The organism is Rhodococcus sp. WS1 (genome assembly GCF_003797745.1).
Lineage (GTDB): Bacteria > Actinomycetota > Actinomycetes > Mycobacteriales > Mycobacteriaceae > Rhodococcus_F > Rhodococcus_F erythropolis.
In genome coordinates, this window is record NZ_RKLZ01000001.1 from 1602097 (window position 1) to 1619468 (window position 17372).

Consider the following 17372-nt stretch of genomic DNA (forward strand, 5'->3'; position numbering starts at 1 on the left):
AATGGGAACTTGGTGCAAGTGCAAAGTGGGGCGTCAAACATCGGCTGCCTCGCCTGTAGTCACGTTCATCAACTCTCGGGCGCCGAGTTCGAGTAACTCGCGCGCTACCGCTCGGCCGAGTTCCTCGGCCTTGTCCGGCGCACCGACTGCGCCGGTACGGATGACGTCCGAACCGTCGATGGCGGCTGCGCAGCCGCGTACCGACAGTTCGTCGAAGATTCTGCCGTCGTCGTCGAGGGATTCGACGATCTCCGCGATCGCTCCGACCGGAGCGGTGCAGCCCGCTTCCAGCTCGGCGAGAAGTGCACGCTCGGCAGTGACTGCCGCCCTGGTACCGGCGTCATCGTGCTCAGCCAGGATTGCCGCCAATTCCGCATTGGCAGAAAGGCATTCGACGGCCAGAGCGCCCTGCGCCGGAGCGGGGAGCATCTGGACGGGCTCGATGTTCTCGGTGATGAGATCGAGCAGACCGATACGGGACAAGCCGGCGCGAGCGAGGATCACGGCGTCGAGTTCACCGGATTCGACCTTGCCGAGACGGCGTTGCAGGTTGCCCCGCAACGGCACGATGTCGAGGCCGAGCCCGAGTGCCTTGAGCTGCGAAACACGGCGGGGCGCCGAGGTTCCCACCTTGGAACCGGCCGGAAGCTCCCCGAGGACCAGACCGTCGCGGGCGACGAGCGCGTCACGCGGATCTTCGCGTGGCGGAATCGCCGCGATGACGAATCGCGGATCCTGCGCGGTCGGTAAGTCCTTGTAGGAATGCACAGCAACGTCGACGCGGTTGTCCAGCAAAGCTTCTCGAAGCTCTGCGGTGAACACTCCGACGCCGATCTTCTGGACGGGATCGGTGGACTGGTCGCCCTTGGTCTTGATGATGACCAACTCGGCGGGATGTCCCGCTGCAATGAGGGCATCGCGCACGGTACCGGCCTGCGTGGTCGCGAGAAGACTTCCGCGAGTGCCGATCCGCAGCGGGCTCCCCGATCGAGGGGTGGTGACGCTCATGCCTGCAGGTCCCTTCCAGTGCGGTCGCCGTCCACCAGGTCGGTGGGTGTGGCCACGGCCGCGGGAGATCCGGGGCTGAGTTCGAAGAGTTCGCGCAGCGCTGCTGCGTAGGAGTCGCCGCCGGGGGCCGACGCCAGTTGCTTGACGCGCACGGTCGGGGCGTGGAGAAGCTTGTCCACGACGCGTCGCACGGTGCGTGCAACCTCGTCGCGCTGCGGATCGTCCAGGCCGGGCAGACGCGAATCGAGCCGCATCAGTTCGGCTTCGACGACGTCGGCGGCGCGCTGACGCAAAGCCGTCACGGTCGGAGTGACCTCGGCGAGGCGCTGTCCGGCAAGGTAGGTCGCAAGTTCGCCGGCGACGATGGTGCGTGCGGCATCTGCGTCGGAAGCGGCTGCGCCTGCCGCCGGATCACGCTGCAGCGTCTCCATGTCGAGAACGGTGACACCCGGCAGGCCGGCGACGGCGGGATCGATGTCGCGCGGCAACCCGAGGTCGCAGATGACCAGATGCTTGGTGTTGTCGCGATCGGGCTCGGCGAGTGCGCAGTGCACATCCGCCAGGGTGACCACTGCCCCGACCGCGCCGGTACAGGTGACCATGACATCTGCCTGCGCCATCGCGGCCGAAAGCTGATCGAAGGCAACACCGTCGGCGTCGACGCCGTTGGAGCGTGCCGTCTCTGCCAGGTGCTCGGCGCGTTCCTGTGTCCGGTTGACGACGACGATGCGTTCGATTCCGGCGCGAGTGAGATGCGCAACCGACAGACCGCCCATCGAGCCTGCTCCGACAACCACGGCAGTGCGGCCGACGAGGCCGCCCTCACCGATGATGCCCGCTGCACGATCAAGAGCCACGGATACGACTGATGCTCCCGCTGAGTCGATTCCGGTTTCGGAATGCACTCGCTTGCCGACGCGCAGTGCCTGCTGAGCCAGTTCGTGGACGACGCGTCCGGCTGCCTGCTGCGCATCCGAAGATGCGTAGGCCGAACGGATCTGGCCGAGAATCTGCTGTTCGCCGATCACCATCGAATCGAGGCCACTGGCCACGGCGAAGAGATGTTCGACCGCTGCTTCGCTGTAGCGGACGTAGGCGTGAGCGTGCAGCGCCGTCAGGTCGAGACCTGAATGGTCGGCGAGGATTTCACCGACCTCGGTGAGCGCACCGTGGAACGCGTCCACCACCGCGTAGACCTCCACCCGGTTACAGGTGGAGACGATCATCGCTTCGGAGATGTGCGAAGACGCCAGAAGCTTGTCGATCAGCTTCGGACGATCGGTGTCGGTGACAGCTACTCGCTCGAGCACCGGGACGGGCGCGGTTCGATGCGAGACCCCGACAAGCAGAACACTCACGGCGCGATCACTGATCCGTTTCTTGTCGAACCTGCTCCGACCGGAGCGGGTGAACTGGTGGATGGGACTGACGAAGCGGATGCGGCGTGAGCCACTCGTACTCGCGGCGCACTGGATGCCTGATCGGCGTTGCGCGCACTGTTGAAGGAGAGAACCTGCATCTCGACGGCTAGATCGACGCGTCGCAGTTCCACGTGGTCGGGAACGTCGAGGGCGATCGGCGAGAAACTCATGATGCAGCGCAGTCCGGCGCTGACGAACTGGTCGCACACGCCCTGCGCGGCCTCGTCCGGTGTGGAGATGACGCCGATGGTCGCGTTCAATTCGCGGCAGGCGACGGTCAGTTCCTCGGTGCTGCGCACCACAAGGTCGCCGACTGTGCTTCCGATTCGATCTGCGTCACTGTCGAAGAGTCCGACCATCTCGAAACCGCGGCGGCTGAATCCGCCGTAGCCGACCAGCGCCTTGCCGAGGTTTCCGACTCCGACGAGAACGACCTTGTGCCCACGATCGAGTCCGAGTGCACGCTCGATGCGGATGCGGAGCCTGTTGACGTCGTATCCGACGCCGCGGACGCCGTTGGGTCCGAGGAATGACAGATCCTTGCGCAACTTCGCTGATCCGACACCGGACGCCTGCGCAAGTTCCTCGCTCGAGACGATGGAGGTACCCCGGTCGGACATCACTCCGAGGACCCGCAGGTATGCGGCCAAGCGCGTCACCGTAGCCTGGGGGATGACGCGATCCTGAGCGATCGAGTCGGTGACAGAAGAGCCCGCAGCGCCGGTGACGCGCTGAGCCACAGGCTCATGCGTCTGGTGCGGTTCGGTCACGTCGCTGGCTCCTCGTCCGGTCGACACGACTGTCGACCTCCACGATGCTCCGGGGGAATGTTCACACCACGGTAACCGCTTGTGAACCCATGCACAAAGTTGCTCGAGACGGGTTCGATGTGCCGTTCACCTGCAAAGCGGCTCCGCGGACAACTTTGAGGGTTGCCTTACTTGCGTAAATCGTCACGAAGGCGCTCTTCGTCAACTTCCCAGTAACCGTGCTCGCGTCCGTCGAGAAGAATGACCGGCAATCTGTCTCCGTACTCCGCTCTCAGCTCTGGATCCGTCGCGGCAGCTTCGTCTACGTCGATGCACGTCAATTCCAGCTCGAACTCGGAACAGACCCGCCGTAGTACCTCCGCCGCGCCGACACAGGACGCGCATCCTGCGCGTGTCAACAGGGTCACTTCATGCGTAGCTGCAGTCATCGACGCATACCTTTCTTCTACTGGGACGCCATCTACTTGATCGGTCGAGTGTGCCTCCGGAGCCCCACTCGGCACCAAATCGGCGGAGAGGAACGTCACACACCACAGGGAAGGTCACCATCCAACCCATCGGGCCTCATCGCGGAGGATAGGCTGACTCGAAGAGTTCTCTGCTCGAGAATGCAACACGGGAGGTGCGGGTGCCTGCGCGATCACTACCGAACGGCTCCGGATTCGGATCAGGGCTTGCCGGGGTCATTCTCCCCGGACGTCGCCATGTGAAGAATCCGCTGGGCCCGAGTGAGTCGGAAGTTCGAGCCAATCTCGCCGGCGAGGCGAGCGCTGATGCAGCTCTGGCATTGCACGAAGCTGCCAACCCCACAGAACCGGAAACCGGCGAAGAGCCCCCGGCCGTTCCGCGCGACCTCACGGCCGCCGCATTCTTCGACGTCGACAACACCATGGTGCAGGGTGCGTCGATCATCCACTTCGCCCGTGGTCTCGCTGCACGAAAGTATCTCAAGACCTCGGATCTGGTGGATTTCGCGTGGAAGCAGATCAAGTTCCGAGTCACCGGCCGAGAAAGTAGCGACGACGTCGCCGAAGGCCGCGAGAAAGCACTGTCCTTCGTGGCCGGTCGATCCACCGCCGAACTCGCCCGCCTCGGCGAGGAGATCTACGACGAGGTCATCGCCGACAAGATATGGCCAGGCACGAGGGCGTTGGCCCAGATGCACCTCGACGCCGGACAACAGGTGTGGTTGGTGACGGCAACTCCGGTCGAACTGGCTCAGGTCATCGCCGAGAAACTGGGACTGACCGGCGCGTTGGGCACCGTCGCCGAAAGTGAGGACGGAGTCTTCACCGGCCGACTCGTCGGCGACATCCTGCACGGAATGGGCAAGGCACACGCCGTACGGACGTTGGCGGTGCGTGAAGGACTCAATCTCAAGCGCTGTTCCGCCTACTCCGACAGCCACAACGACGTACCGATGCTCTCGTTGGTGGGGACACCGGTGGCGATCAATCCCGACGCAGACCTTCGTGAACTCGCGAAGAACCGCGGTTGGGAAGTTCGTGATTTCCGCACCGGACGAAAGGCCGCCAAGATCGGCGTTCCCACAGCGCTGGTGCTCGGAGCGGTCGGCGGTGCGCTCGCGGCGATTCTCGCCAGGCGCAAAGAACAGAACGCCTGAGCGGGTTCGGTCCGGATCGAGAAGCGATCCGGACCGAACTCAGCCGAGAAAGATGTTGCGCCGCTTGGCCAACAACCGATAAAGCGTCTGCTGAATCGTTTCCCGGACGTGGTCCGTGACCTCGAACAGGACCATCGGATCGTCGGCTGCACCGCTCTCGAAGGTGTCGGTGACGATCGGCTTTCCGAACTCGATGTACCACTTCGACGGCAATGGAACCAGGCCGAGTGGCCCGAGGTGCGGAAACAAAGGTGTGACCGGGAAATACGGCAAACCGAGAACGCGTGCGAGTGTGGTGAGATCACCGATCTTCGGATAGATCTCCTCCGAGCCCACGATCGAGCACGGAATGATCGGAACACCGGTTCGCATTGCGGCCGACACGAAGCCACCGCGCCCGAACCGCTGCAACTTGTACCGCTCACTGAACGGTTTCCCGATGCCCTTGAATCCTTCCGGGAACACGGCCGCGACTTCACCGTCGTTGAGCAGACGCTCGGCGTCGGGGTTGCACGCCAACGTATGGCCGGCTTTGCGCGCCAGTCCGCCCACCACCGGCATTTCGAAAGCCATGTCCGCAGCCAACATTCGCAGTGGACGATGCGCCGGATGATGATCGTGCACGGCAACCGACGTCATCAGCCCGTCGAGTGGGATGACACCGGCGTGATTGGCAACCACCAACGCTCCCCCGGTGAGGGGAATGTTCTCGATCCCGCTGACCTCGACGCGGAACCATTTCTCGAACAACGGCCGCAGCACGGGCATGACGACGTTGTCCGCAAAATGCGGGTCGAATCCGAACTCGTCGACCTCGTAGTCTCCGGACACCCGACGTCGGAAAAATTCTGCTGCCGAGGCGACCTGGTCGACGATCGCCGACCTGGCCGCATCGACGAACGTGCTCTCACCACCATGGTCGGCCGCCGACGGCACTCCGGACGGATGCCGACGCTGACTTTGTTCACGGACGTCACGCTCCGCGCCGGTGACGGACTCACGCGAACGAGAAGCTTCCGACTTTCCGGTGTGAGTTGCGCTGGGCCGCAGGGGAATTACCTTCGCCACGTCAGTCACCCCTTCACCGCACTTCGTCCCGACAACGGCATATGCATCACGTCTGCACTTGCGCTCGCCTCGGCAGTGTCACCGCCGAGGATGGTGGTCAACGCATTCTCTGCCCGATCGATCCACTCGGACTTGATGATCCGGCGCGTCTGCATCGCACGCATGAAATCGTCGAGTGCCTGCATGGTGGTCCATCGCGGCTCGAACCCCAACTCGCTGCGCATGCGAGTGGTGTCGAGTCCGCAGCCGAACCGGAAATACTCGAGTTGCTCGTCGGTGTAGAGCCTCATGGAGGACCCCACCAACGCGCTGCCGACACTACGGAACAGAGCGAGCGGCATCGGAACTTCCACCCTGCCTGCCCGGCGGATCGCCTGCGACATCATGACCACTCCGTCGCCGGCGATGTTGTACGTACCCGAGGCGTGTCCGATGGTCGCCTTCTCCAGCGCCGCGAGGGCATCCTCGACGTGGAGCAATTGCAGGCGCGCGTTGCGCCCGACGATGGTGGGCACGAGTGGGGCGGTGACGTAGTGCCCGACAGTTGCAGTCAGCTGAGGTCCGATCAACGGCGCCAACCGCAGAATCCCGACCGAGATGTCCGGGCGCCGACGCCCCATCCCGCGGAGGTATCCCTCGATCTCGAGGCTGTCGCGGGCATATCCGCCCGGCGGCCGGCGGCGCGCACTCATTTCTTCGGTGAACTGAGCGGGATCCTTGGCACTGCACCCGTAGACGACCGAAGCCGAGCGCAGGACCACCTTGCGAACCGTCGGAGCTTTCTGGCAGACCGCGAACAGTTGCATGGCGCCGATGACGTTCATGTCCTTCATCGCGGCGCGGCTGCCGGCTTTGGGGGCTTTCTGAAGCGTCGACGCGTGCACGACGGTGTCGACCTCGGCGTTTCGGATCACTTTGCCGATCAGCGGATTGCGGATGTCTGCTCGCACGAATTCCGCGCGGCCCATTCTGCGCATCATGTCCTTGCTCGGACTGACGGCGTCGACGGCGATGACACGCTCGATCGACGGATTCTGCGCAAGCCTGGTAACCAGGTAGCCGCCGAGGAATCTGCTCGCCCCGGTCACCAGTACGACGCGAGGCGCCGTGCCCCCTGAAGTGTTGTCACCTTCAACCACCAAGTACCCCCATATCCAGTAGAAACGCGCTCTGCCGAAGCGTTCCTCCCGCGATTTTCCCCCACTTTACGGGCAGAGGGGGTCCCGCGCTGACTACCCAAAATTCGGCCATTCAAGACAAACCGCCCAGACAATGAGACGGCCGACACATCTCTCCCCTGAGATACGTCGCCCCTCCCCTGAAATACATCGATGCCCGCCACCCCGGAAGGGGCGGCGGGCATCAACAGGTACTGCTTATTTACCGAGTTTCCTGCGCTGTACTCGGGTACGACGAAGCAGCTTGCGGTGCTTCTTCTTCGACATGCGCTTGCGACGCTTCTTGATCACTGAACCCATAGCGGGTGTCCCTCACGTTCTTCTCTAGCGTTCCTGCGCACGCCGGTCACGTACGCCTGCGCCAAGCAATTGGCGCCTGGCCCTCGTTTTAACTAGCTCAGCGCCTTACGACACCAGCTTGCTGGTACGACAGTGACTCATCGTACCGGTGTGGTCTCACTCGGCATAAACCGAGCCTCCGGCGCAGCAACCGCTGTGCCCGCGACTCGGCTCACGCCGAGGTCATCCTCTTCGAACCGGCTGGTCAGCCGGCATCGAAGTACGAGGTTTCGAGGTAATCGTGTACCGCCTTCGCGTGTACACGGAACGAACGGCCCACTCGTACAGCGGGCAATTCGCCACTGTGTACCAACCGGTACACAGTCATTTTCGACACCCTCATCAAAGTTGCTACCTCAGCAACAGTGAGGAATTGCGTGCCGGCCACTGCCGGCTTTCCGTCGTGGGACGAACCCATGGACGGCTTGTTTGCAGACACCATTAATCCACATACCTCCAGCACGACTCGCGCCGCCGGCTTCCCCTCCGGCGGAACAGACACGTACGTACTAAGTCGAGCTTAGCTGTACTGGTGGGGTTAAAGCGACGGGTGTGGCTAAACGGACGACTATTCCGCAGCTGAACCCATCGCGGCCGAGCGCGACTTGGCGGCATCCAAGGCATCGAAGAACGCCGTCCGCAGGCCGCCCGCTTCGAGCTGACGCAGTGCCGCAGCCGTCGTTCCACCCGGTGACGTCACCGCGGCGCGAAGATCCGTCGCGCTGTCGCCGGTGCGATCGAGCATCGCTGCGGAGCCGACCATCGTCTGCACCACTAATTCGGTAGCGACCGGGCGCGTCAGGCCGAGACCGACTCCCGCATCGATCATCGCTTCGGCAACCAAGAAGAAGTAGGCCGGGCCGGAACCGGAGACAGCAGTGACCGCGTCGATCTGCGATTCGGGAACCGTGACCACCTTGCCGACGCTGCCGAGGATGCCGCGTACGAGCTCGAGATGCTCGGCCTTGACGTGCCGTCCGGGCGAGAGAACGCTCACGCCCTCCCCGACCAGCATGGGGGTGTTCGGCATGACGCGGATGACCGGGAACCCTGCGGGCAGACGCGTTTCGAAGAACCCGGTCGGGATACCCGCAGCAAGGGAAACGATCAATTGCTCGAGGTCGCCGTCCAGATCGACCTTCGTCAACGCGGTGAGCGCTGATTCGACGTCGCCGGGCTTGACCGCGATGACGATGACGTCTGCGCCCTCGGCGGCGTCGGCGATCGTGCTGACGCGGATGGAGTATTCGGCGATCAATTCGTCTGCGCGAGGTTGATACTGCTCGGCGACAACCAGATCCTTGATGGCGTGGCCGGCCTGCAACAGCCCGGAGATCAGCGCCTCGCCGATCTTGCCGCCACCGATAATCGCAATTCTTGTCATGGCGAACAGCCTGCCACGACCGCAGCGATCGGCCCTAGCGGGGCATCATCGCCAATTGACGACTCTGTACGACGACTGCGCCCGTCGAATCGAGAACAGCATGATCCTCTTCGAACCACGTGCTGCCCAGAACATCCGAGCTTGCCCGCACGCGAAGCCATCCCGGCGTCGGCAGTCGGCGCAGGTACGTCGTCAACTGCACGGTCGGCGCCCACCCGAACAGGCCGCGGTTCATCGTCACGGGCGCGCTGATGTCGCCCGCCATGATCGCGAACAGCACAGCGGTGTCGATGTCGTTCTCGTCCTCGGGTCGAGGACGAACCCACATCCTGACCTCGGCCTCGCCTTGGCTGCCGGTCAGGAAGTGCGCCGAGGTGGTGTCGATTCGCATGTCGCAGCCCTGCCCGACGTGCACGACCTGCGCCATCGGGTGATCGCCGATGACGGCCACCGCACTCTCCGGCGGTTCCGGTGACATGTCGTCGATCGACGAGGCAGTGACGAAGGTGGGGTCGCCGTCATCGGGGAACCCGAGCGTGACCGCCGCGCGAACAGCGCTGCGTCCCGCCTGGCTCAACTCGACGTCGAACAACGCGACCTGGCGTCCCTGCTTTCGGACGATCACCTCCAATTCGACTTCACCGGGGTCGGGGGCGGACAGATAGTTGGCGCTCACCGCGAGTGGCTGCATCTTCAGAAGCGAGTCGTTCTCACCTGCGCCGTCTCGCAGACATCGACGCGCGGCAGCGGCGCACACAGCCATCATGGAGCCGCCGTGCACTTTCGGCCCGATGGTCCAGATCGGATCGATCGTTGCGGTGTATCGCCCGTCGCCGAGCGAGGTGAGGCGATTGAGATCTTGAAAGGGACTGGTGCTCATCGATTTTCCTGTTCGGTGCTTTCTCGGTGTTGCGGGAAATGTCGTGCGGCAAGGTCTTGGTGCGCCAAGCGTCGCAAAGCTGTCAGGACAGGTTCGTACATGGCGGTTCCGAGGACTGCATAGCGAATGCCGTCCTCGGTCGAAGCGGCATGGCGAACGCCCTCCTTCGTCGTGCGGGTGGGCATCAGCTCGATTTCCACTTCGGCAATTCCTCGGATGTGGTCGCCGTAGGCGCGCAATCGCTCGTCCGAGAGGCTCAGTCCGGCATCCTCGAGACCGATCAGTGCACGCTCGAGGTGAGCAACCGCCACGTACCTCGGCTCGTAGACCTGACCGAGAAACTCCAGAACCTTGCGAGCTCTGGGGAACTGTTGATCCGGCACCGGATCGACGTAGGGCGGTAGTTGCGCGATCGCGCGACCGAAAGTCTCGAATTCGGATCGCTCGTCACTGTCCACCAATTCGAGCACCGCACGAATCCGTGGAAGCGCGAGTCCCGCCCCGGCCAGCGCCCTGATCAACGCGAGTCGCCGGACGTGCTGTTCGCCGTACCTCGCTCCCGTCGCGCTGGTCGGTTCACCAGGCATCAGCAGACCTTCGCGGAGGTAGTACTTGATCGTGGCCAACGCAACGCCGGACTGTGCGGCCAATTCGGAAACCTTCACCGCTCCTCCGTCCAACTCGCTCGGGCCACCACTGGATAGTGATGCTATCCAATGGTGGCCGAGCATCGGTACGCAGGACACGCCTTGCGCTAGGGTTGAACCTTCTCTGCGCACACCACCAGAAATTTCCGAACGGAGCGAACAGGCGGAATGACGGATTTGCAGTCGGGGGCTCAACCCGACGAACAGTGGCGCATCGTCGAACCACTGACGCTGACTCCCCTGCTCACCGCCGCACTCGAGGTGTTCCACGAACTCGGTTACCACGGAGCGTCGGTTCGTGACATCGCAAAACGTGCCGGTGTCACCGTGCCGACGCTGTACTACCACCACGGCAACAAACAAGGCATCCTCGTCGCGCTGATGGAACCGGGCATCGAGAACGTCACCGCACGCGCGAGCGCTGCGGTCGACGCTGCCGGACCGTCGCCGACGGCACAGTTCGGCAATCTAGTCGAGGCGTGTGTTCTGCACATGACCAGTCGCTCCGACATCGCGTTCCTCGATTCCGAACTGCGGTACCTCGAGGACGCCGAACGAAAGAGCTACGCCGCCAAACGAAAGAAGCTCGAGAATCTACTCGTCGACGTTTTGACGGCAGGCGTCGACAGCGGTGAGTTCACGGTCCCGGACATCACCGGAACGGGCCGCGCACTGCTGGGCATGTGTCAGTCCGTCGTCCTCTGGTATCGACTCGACGGACCGCAGACTCCGCGCGAAGTCAGTGTTCTCTACCGCGAGATAGCTCTGAAAGCCGTCGGCGTCACTTCGTGAACGCTGGTCGAATTTCCAGGCATGTCCGATTAGCCCTTAACTGACGAACGTCACACCTGTCGGCTGACACCGAAACCGGGACGCGCCCACTGTCACGGGTCCACACTTAGAAGCAGAGATGCGCGGGGTGGATCCGCAGACCGAGGGAGTTCTTGACGTATGGCCAACAGCAATCCATTTGTTCCTCCGAGCGCGGTCGACGTCGACCTTTCCGCGGTTGCCTGGGGGGCGAACCGCACGATGTCCGACTTCGAGACGGGCATGTGGCGGATGGAAGAGGCGCAGCCGCAACTGCGCTCGCCGATCGTTGCGGTAGAGGTTCTCGATCGAGCTCCGGACTGGGATCGACTTCTCGACGCAGTCGAGTGGGCATCACACGTGGTTCCGCGTATTCGTATGCGCGCGGTGGAACCGGCAATGCAACTGGGCAATCCGGTGTGGTCGGTTGATCCCGAGTTCGACATCGGCTACCACCTACGACGCGTCCGCTTGCCTGCACCGGCGGACTTCGATCACGCGCTGCGCATGTGTCGTCACCTTGCGACCGAACCTTTCGACAAGGCTCGGCCGCCGTGGAGCGCGCTGCTCATCGAAGGTCTCGACGACGGTCGTGCCGTGTTCGTGGTCAAGACTCACCACTCCATCACCGACGGCATGGGCGGCATCCAGATGATGACGCTGCTGCACAGCAGGCGCCCGGATCCCACTCCGAACAAGCCCGACCGCACACCGCCGGCTCCGGAGCACCTGTCGTCGGTAGGTGCATTCGGCGAGGAGGTCGTCAGCGAGATCCGGCGTGCGCCATCCCGTATCGCCAAGCTGGTTCGCGGCGCCACCAATGTTGCGACCACGGCGATCTCGAGTCCGTTCAGCACGGCTTCCGAGGTCCTCGGGTACGCCAATTCACTCCGCAAGATCGTCACTCCCCCAGCTCGTTCCGGTTCCCCCCTGCTCCACGATCGTGGTCTCGGACGGTGGTTCGGAACTCTCGAAGTGGGTGTTCCCGAGCTCAAGGCCGGAGCAAAAGCTGCCGGCGGCTCACTCAACGACGCTTACGTCGCCGCTTTGCTCGGCGGCTTCCATCGCTACCACGAAGCCTTCGGACAATCTGTCGAGAGCATCCCGATGGGTATGCCGATCAGCATGCGCACCGGCGCGGATGCCAACGGCGGCAACCGGTTTGCAGCCGTTCGCTTCAACGGCCCGGTCGCCGAAACAGATCCGGCCAAACGCATCAGGCAGGTGCGAGAAATCGTACTGGGTCTGCGTGAGGAACCCGCGTTGGACGCTCTCGACGTCGCCGCCCCGATCCTCGCTCGCCTGCCGAATTATCTACTCGCGAACTGGTATCTGTCCCAGTCGACAGGACTGGACCTGCAGGCTAGCAACGTCGCCGGCGTACCGGTACCGGTCTATCTCGCCGGAGCGAAGATCGAGCGGATGTTCCCATTCGGCCCGGCGCCCGGTTGCGCGGCGATGGCGACACTGGTCTCCCACGTCGGGGTGTGCTGCATCGGAATCAATCTCGACACCGCCGCGATCACGAAGCCCGCGCTGCTGATGCAGTGCTTGCAGGAGAGCCTGGACGAGATCGTGGCTCTCGGAGTCACAACGGAAGGTGCGTGAGTCATGAGCGAGAACACGACCAACCCGCGCGTGTACCTCACCGAAACCATGACAGAGGCCGAAGCCGGCGTGCTGCGAAAGTGGCTTGCCGACAAGGCAACCTCATCCGAAACTCGGCCGGTCACCGTGAACATCACCGACAAGACCCTTGCAGAACTGGCGGCACGGACCGACGACCCGATGCTCGCACCGCTTCGCGTGGTGTGGATTCCGGACACCCATACCAAACACAATGTCGCGGTGCGACTGCGTGATGCGCTGGCACCACGCGATCCCCTCCACCCCGGACGCGGTGCGCAACGCAGAACCCTGCGCACCGACCCCTCACGGTGCCAGGTCATCGAAGGTGAACCAGCACCACTGAGCGATCTCGAGCGTCGCCTCGAAAAGAGCGGTGGCGGTTCACTACCCGAGTTCATCCGACGGCAGGCCGCCCTCGCACTCGAGCGCGCCGAATTGGGCCTTCTGGGTGGCCAGTACAAGGTGTCGCGGTTCGTCGTCGACGAGATCACCGACACCCGCCGGTTCACCACCGAGGTGATGGCTTTGGCCGACCGGTTGAACATCGCCGTCGCCGAAGTCGACCGCCGCGCCCGTGAAGCTCTCGAAGAAATGGTTGCCACCCAGAGTCGCCAAGCCATCGCGGTGTGGGATCGCCTGGGCCGCTACTTCGCTCGCGCCTACAAGCTGGACGTGGACACGAGCCGCTTCGAGGAACTCCGTGAGCTGAACAAGGAACACTCACTGGTCTTCCTCCCCAGTCACCGTTCGTACCTCGATCCCCTCGTCCTGCGTCCGGCGTTGATCGCGAACGGCTTGCCGCTCAATCACGTCATGGGCGGCCTCAACATCAGCTTCTGGCCCATGGGCTCGATCCTCAAGCGCAGCGGCACCGTTTTCATTCGTCGAAGCATCGGCAACGACGAGGTCTACAAGTGGTCGATGCACGAGTACATGCGCTACCTGCTCACCAAACGCTTCAATCTGGAGTGGTACATCGAAGGTGGACGCGGGCGTACCGGGAAACTACGCCCACCGCGCTTCGGTCTCCTGACCTACCTGACCAAGGCCTTTCAGGTCAGCGGCGCATCCGACGTGTACCTCGTCCCCGTCGCGCTGAGCTACGACCAGCTCTACGAGGTCGGGGCAATGGCTGCCGAGGCACTCGGCGCCGAGAAGACACCGGAAGGCCTGCGCTGGATGGTGGGTTACGTACGCGCACAGGGAAAACGCAACGGCGTCGCGCACGTGACCATCGGCCGGCCGCTCTCACTCGCGGACGCACTCAGCCAGGAAACCGATCAGCGCCTCGCCATTCAAAAGGCCGGCATCGAGGTGTGCCACCGCATCAACGAGGTCACACCGGTGACCGTGTCTTCACTGGCGATGTTGGCGTTCCTCGGAATCGAAGACCGGGCGTTGACAGTTCGTGAACTCACCGCGATTCTCACGCCGCTGTTCGGATACATCACCGCGCGAAATCTTCCGATCGCCGGCGACGTCGAACTGTCCGATCCGCGTGTCATCGAGAAGGCGTTGCAGACACACGTCGATTCCGGTGTTCTCGAGCGCTTCGATCGCGGCGGCGAGCAGGTCTTCTACCTCGGCAAGGACCAGCATCTTGTTGCTGCCTTCTACCGCAACAACACAATTCACTTTCTCGTCGTGCGCGCCATCACCGAACTCGTGCTCCAGGCAGCCGTCGAAGAGCGGTTCGAGGATCCCGTCGGAGACGGTTGGGCCGAGGCCAAGCGCATCCGCGACCTGATGAAGTTCGAGTTCTTCTTCAGCGACCGGGACACGTTCGAGCAGGAGATGCGAACCGAGCTGACCCTGATCGATCCCGAGTGGGAAACCGTCATGGCCGCCGACAAACGAACCGAGCACATGATCGAGACGGTGCGGCCGTACCTCGCGCACCGAGTGCTGCAACCGTTCCTCGAGGCGTACCAGGTTGTCGCCGATCAGCTTGTGCTCGCGCCGATTTCGACGTCGTTCGACGAAAAGTCCTTCATCAGCAACTGCATCGACGTCGCACATCAGCGTCGCCTGCGGCAGCAGATCGCCAGCAACGAATCGGTCTCCGGTGAGTTGTTTGCCACTGCACTGAATTTGGCGCGCAACCGTAACTTGATCGAAGTCGACGACGACGGAGTCCGGGCCAGGCGCCTGGCGTTTGCCGCGGAGATCAAGGTCCAGGTCGAACGTCTGCGCCATATCCGAGCACTCGCGCACGCACGGCTCGATCAGGTGGCCATGCCCGTGCCCGACGCCGCAGCAGTAGTGACCATTCCAGAAGCAAACCGAGCACCCGCCGAGAACGAGGAAGTAGGACTGTGACCGGACTCGAGCGTCTGCACTCCGCCATCGAAGCCGCGCCTCCCGGGCCCGGAACGATCGCCGCCTTCGACCTCGACGGCACGTTGATCAGCGGGTACTCAGCCAGCGTTGTGTACCGAGACCGCCTGCGGCGCTTGGATATCAGCGTCGGCGAATTGTTGCGCACCACCGGCGCCGCGATCGACACCCAGTTCCGTGGCGCTGATGTCGGAGCGCTGATGGACATCGGCGTTCGCGCCCTGGGCGGCCGTACCGTCGACGAACTCAACGACTGGGGGCGGCGGCTGTTCAAGCAGGAGATCGCCGCGATGATCTACCCGGAAGCCCGTGGGCTACTGGCGGCGCACCGGCGAGCCGGCCACACGATCGTGATGGCCACGTCGGCGACTCCGTTCCAGGCCAAGTACGTCGCCGAAGATCTCGACATCGAAGACGTGCTGTGCACCGAACCCGAAGTCGTCGACGGCATGCTCACCGGCGAACTGTCCTCGCCCGCTCTGTGGGGGCCGGCCAAGGCCAATGCCCTTGCGGGCTATGCCGAGAAGATGGGCGCCGACTTGAGGAACGCGTTTGCGTACTCCAACGGTGTCGAAGACGTCTTCATGCTCGAGGCCGTCGGGCGACCTGTCGCGTTGAATCCCGATCGTGGTCTGGCCAGGATCGCGTTGCGCAATCACTGGCCTTCGGTCAGCCTGCGTAAACCGCAACGAGGCGCAACGCCGATCTCGACGATCCGAACGGCGACCGCCATGGGCGCTCTTGCTGCCACCGCCGCCCTCGGCGCGTCGGCGGGCATCGTCACCGGCAACCGTCAACTGGGTGCGAACCTGGTCGGCACCTACGGCCCCGACATCTCGCTCTCACTGCTCGGCATCGACGTCCAGATCGACGGCGAACACAACGTGTGGGACCACCGCCCGGCGGTGTTCATGTTCAACCATCAGAGTTCCCTGGACATGTTGGTCCTGGGAACCGTGATCAAGCGTGACGTGACCGGGGTCGCGAAGAAGGAAGCGGCAAGCGATCCGCGGTTCATGCCCGTCGGCGCACTGCTCGACGTCGCCTACATCGACCGCACCGACACCACAAAAGCGAAGGCTGCACTGCAACCGGCAGTCGACAAGCTCAAGAATGGTGTCTCGATAGTCATAGCTCCGGAGGGCACCCGTTCTCCGACGCCACGCCTGGGCCCTTTCAAGAAGGGCGGATTTCACTTGGCGATCCAAGCCGGTGTGCCGATCGTGCCCGTGGTGATTCACAATGCGGGTGAACGGATGTGGCGCAATTCGCTTGTCGCCCATCCAGGCCCGGTCTACGTCTCGGTGCTCGATCCCATCTCGACCGAAGGCTGGGAGACCAAAGACCTCGACGCACACGTCGAGAAGGTACGCGCGCAGTTCGAAGCTGCGCTACTTGCCGGCCACCGCTGAGCGTGCCAGGTGCTCGCGTGCAAACGCGAGCGCCTGCGCCAGCATCGACGACCGCTCCCGCCGGGTGCGCGCGTTCTGCGTGTTGATCTCGATGACAGCCTGGCCGCTGAATTCGCTCGCAGCCAATTGCTGACACAACTCCGCGCACGGCTGTGAGCCATGCCCCGGAATCAGGTGCTCGTCCATCGACGCCCCGCGACCGTCGGCCAGGTGCAGGTGCTCGAGCCCCTTGCCCATACGGGAGGCCAACTCCAAGGCATCCATGCCCGCCGTCGCGGTGTGCGAAAGGTCGAGTGTGTAGTGAGCGTGATCGGAATCGGTCGGGTCGTACGACGGACTGAACGCGGACAACGCTGCCCCCGGACCACCACGCTTACGCAGACGCTCCGCGGATTTGTCCTTGCCGCCGAAGAAGCTGTCGGCGCGCATGGGGAACATGTTCTCCACCGCCACCACGACGCTGCTCTTCGATTCGAGATCGACAACCTGTTCCGCGAAGCCTTCGGCGTACTTGCGCTGCCACCGGAACGGCGGGTGGACGACCACCGTCGTCGCTCCCAAGGTTTCGGCAGTGCGTACCGAACGCTCGAGCTTCTCGACCGGATCGGAACCCCACACGCGCTGCGAAATCAGCAGACACGGCGCATGCACGGCCTGCACCGGAATCGCATACTTGCGAACGAGGGCAGCCACAGCACCGATGTCCTGACTCACGGATTCGGCCCACACCATCAGTTCGACACCGTCGTATCCGAGATCAGCGGCGTAGCGAAATGCTGCTTCCGTGTTCTCCGGATATACCGAAGCCGTCGACAAGCCGACAGCGATCGGCCGACGAACCATGCGCTGCGATCCCCCGATCATC

Annotated in this window: 17 protein-coding genes; 5 read left to right on the forward strand and 12 right to left on the reverse strand. The window is 63.5% G+C overall.

Features of this window, described 5'->3' with window-relative positions; genetic code table 11:
- Nucleotides 1-33: 33 nt before the first annotated feature.
- The 4 genes from hemC to EEB12_RS07320 form a co-directional block, all read right to left on the reverse strand.
- Nucleotides 34-1008: a hydroxymethylbilane synthase gene (gene hemC / locus EEB12_RS07305; RefSeq protein ID WP_019744374.1), complete on the reverse strand. Its 975-nt coding sequence runs from the start codon at nucleotides 1006-1008 to the stop codon at nucleotides 34-36.
- Nucleotides 1005-2366, reverse strand: a complete 1362-nt coding sequence (locus EEB12_RS07310; RefSeq protein ID WP_141487568.1) for a glutamyl-tRNA reductase — start codon at nucleotides 2364-2366, stop codon at nucleotides 1005-1007. Before EEB12_RS07310 ends, hemC begins: the two co-directional genes overlap by 4 nt.
- Nucleotides 2363-3226 (reverse strand): redox-sensing transcriptional repressor Rex, encoded by an 864-nt coding sequence (locus EEB12_RS07315; protein ID WP_019744376.1) that lies wholly within the window; start codon nucleotides 3224-3226, stop codon nucleotides 2363-2365. The genes EEB12_RS07310 and EEB12_RS07315 overlap by 4 nt, the downstream gene beginning before the upstream one ends.
- Before the next feature lie 140 nt (nucleotides 3227-3366).
- Nucleotides 3367-3627: a glutaredoxin family protein gene (locus EEB12_RS07320; RefSeq protein WP_003941953.1), complete on the reverse strand. Its 261-nt coding sequence runs from the start codon at nucleotides 3625-3627 to the stop codon at nucleotides 3367-3369.
- A 200-nt stretch (nucleotides 3628-3827) separates the two neighbouring features.
- Between EEB12_RS07320 and EEB12_RS07325 the strand changes: the two genes are divergently transcribed.
- Entirely contained in the window at nucleotides 3828-4823 is a 996-nt protein-coding gene (locus EEB12_RS07325; protein WP_020968932.1) for an HAD family hydrolase, read from the forward strand.
- A 39-nt stretch (nucleotides 4824-4862) separates the two neighbouring features.
- Here EEB12_RS07325 and EEB12_RS07330 read toward each other — a convergent pair whose 3' ends face one another.
- The 7 genes from EEB12_RS07330 to EEB12_RS07360 form a co-directional block, all read right to left on the reverse strand.
- Nucleotides 4863-5900 (reverse strand): lysophospholipid acyltransferase family protein, encoded by a 1038-nt coding sequence (locus EEB12_RS07330; protein ID WP_029254841.1) that lies wholly within the window; start codon nucleotides 5898-5900, stop codon nucleotides 4863-4865.
- Complete coding sequence (locus tag EEB12_RS07335; protein WP_020906773.1) at nucleotides 5897-7030, reverse strand: NAD-dependent epimerase/dehydratase family protein; 1134 nt, start codon at nucleotides 7028-7030, stop codon at nucleotides 5897-5899. The genes EEB12_RS07330 and EEB12_RS07335 overlap by 4 nt, the downstream gene beginning before the upstream one ends.
- Nucleotides 7031-7267: 237 nt before the next feature.
- On the reverse strand, nucleotides 7268-7369 hold the full coding sequence (locus tag EEB12_RS07340; RefSeq protein ID WP_003402602.1) for a 30S ribosomal protein bS22: 102 nt from the start codon (nucleotides 7367-7369) through the stop codon (nucleotides 7268-7270).
- Between the two features lie 244 nt (nucleotides 7370-7613).
- Nucleotides 7614-7850 carry a helix-turn-helix domain-containing protein gene (locus tag EEB12_RS07345; RefSeq protein ID WP_003941845.1) on the reverse strand — a complete coding sequence of 79 codons (237 nt, stop codon included), beginning with the start codon at nucleotides 7848-7850 and terminating at the stop codon, nucleotides 7614-7616.
- 126 nt (nucleotides 7851-7976) lie between these two features.
- Entirely contained in the window at nucleotides 7977-8792 is an 816-nt protein-coding gene (proC, locus tag EEB12_RS07350) for a pyrroline-5-carboxylate reductase (protein WP_019744381.1), read from the reverse strand.
- A gap of 34 nt (nucleotides 8793-8826) precedes the next feature.
- The gene (locus tag EEB12_RS07355) at nucleotides 8827-9672 is read right to left on the reverse strand and encodes a thioesterase family protein (protein ID WP_042951191.1); all 846 of its coding nucleotides are present in this window, start codon (nucleotides 9670-9672) and stop codon (nucleotides 8827-8829) included.
- Nucleotides 9669-10337 carry a MerR family transcriptional regulator gene (locus tag EEB12_RS07360; RefSeq protein ID WP_141487569.1) on the reverse strand — a complete coding sequence of 223 codons (669 nt, stop codon included), beginning with the start codon at nucleotides 10335-10337 and terminating at the stop codon, nucleotides 9669-9671. Before EEB12_RS07360 ends, EEB12_RS07355 begins: the two co-directional genes overlap by 4 nt.
- A 150-nt stretch (nucleotides 10338-10487) precedes the next feature.
- Here EEB12_RS07360 and EEB12_RS07365 point away from each other — a divergent pair, with 150 nt between their 5' ends.
- From EEB12_RS07365 to EEB12_RS07380, 4 genes are all read left to right on the forward strand, one after another.
- A complete protein-coding gene (locus EEB12_RS07365) occupies nucleotides 10488-11111 on the forward strand; it encodes a TetR/AcrR family transcriptional regulator (RefSeq protein WP_019744384.1) in 624 nt (207 codons plus the stop codon).
- Nucleotides 11112-11270: 159 nt separating this feature from the next.
- Complete coding sequence (locus EEB12_RS07370; protein ID WP_030535507.1) at nucleotides 11271-12737, forward strand: wax ester/triacylglycerol synthase domain-containing protein; 1467 nt, start codon at nucleotides 11271-11273, stop codon at nucleotides 12735-12737.
- Between the two features lie 3 nt (nucleotides 12738-12740).
- Nucleotides 12741-15077 carry a glycerol-3-phosphate 1-O-acyltransferase gene (locus EEB12_RS07375; protein WP_019744386.1) on the forward strand — a complete coding sequence of 779 codons (2337 nt, stop codon included), beginning with the start codon at nucleotides 12741-12743 and terminating at the stop codon, nucleotides 15075-15077.
- Complete coding sequence (locus tag EEB12_RS07380; protein WP_141487570.1) at nucleotides 15074-16507, forward strand: HAD-IB family hydrolase; 1434 nt, start codon at nucleotides 15074-15076, stop codon at nucleotides 16505-16507. The genes EEB12_RS07375 and EEB12_RS07380 overlap by 4 nt, the downstream gene beginning before the upstream one ends.
- On the opposite strand, the gene EEB12_RS07385 is transcribed toward EEB12_RS07380, so the two are convergent.
- Nucleotides 16487-17371, reverse strand: a complete 885-nt coding sequence (locus EEB12_RS07385) for a sugar phosphate isomerase/epimerase family protein (RefSeq protein WP_019744388.1) — start codon at nucleotides 17369-17371, stop codon at nucleotides 16487-16489. The two genes, EEB12_RS07380 and EEB12_RS07385, sit on opposite strands and share 21 nt — an antisense overlap.
- Nucleotide 17372 lies beyond the last annotated feature (1 nt).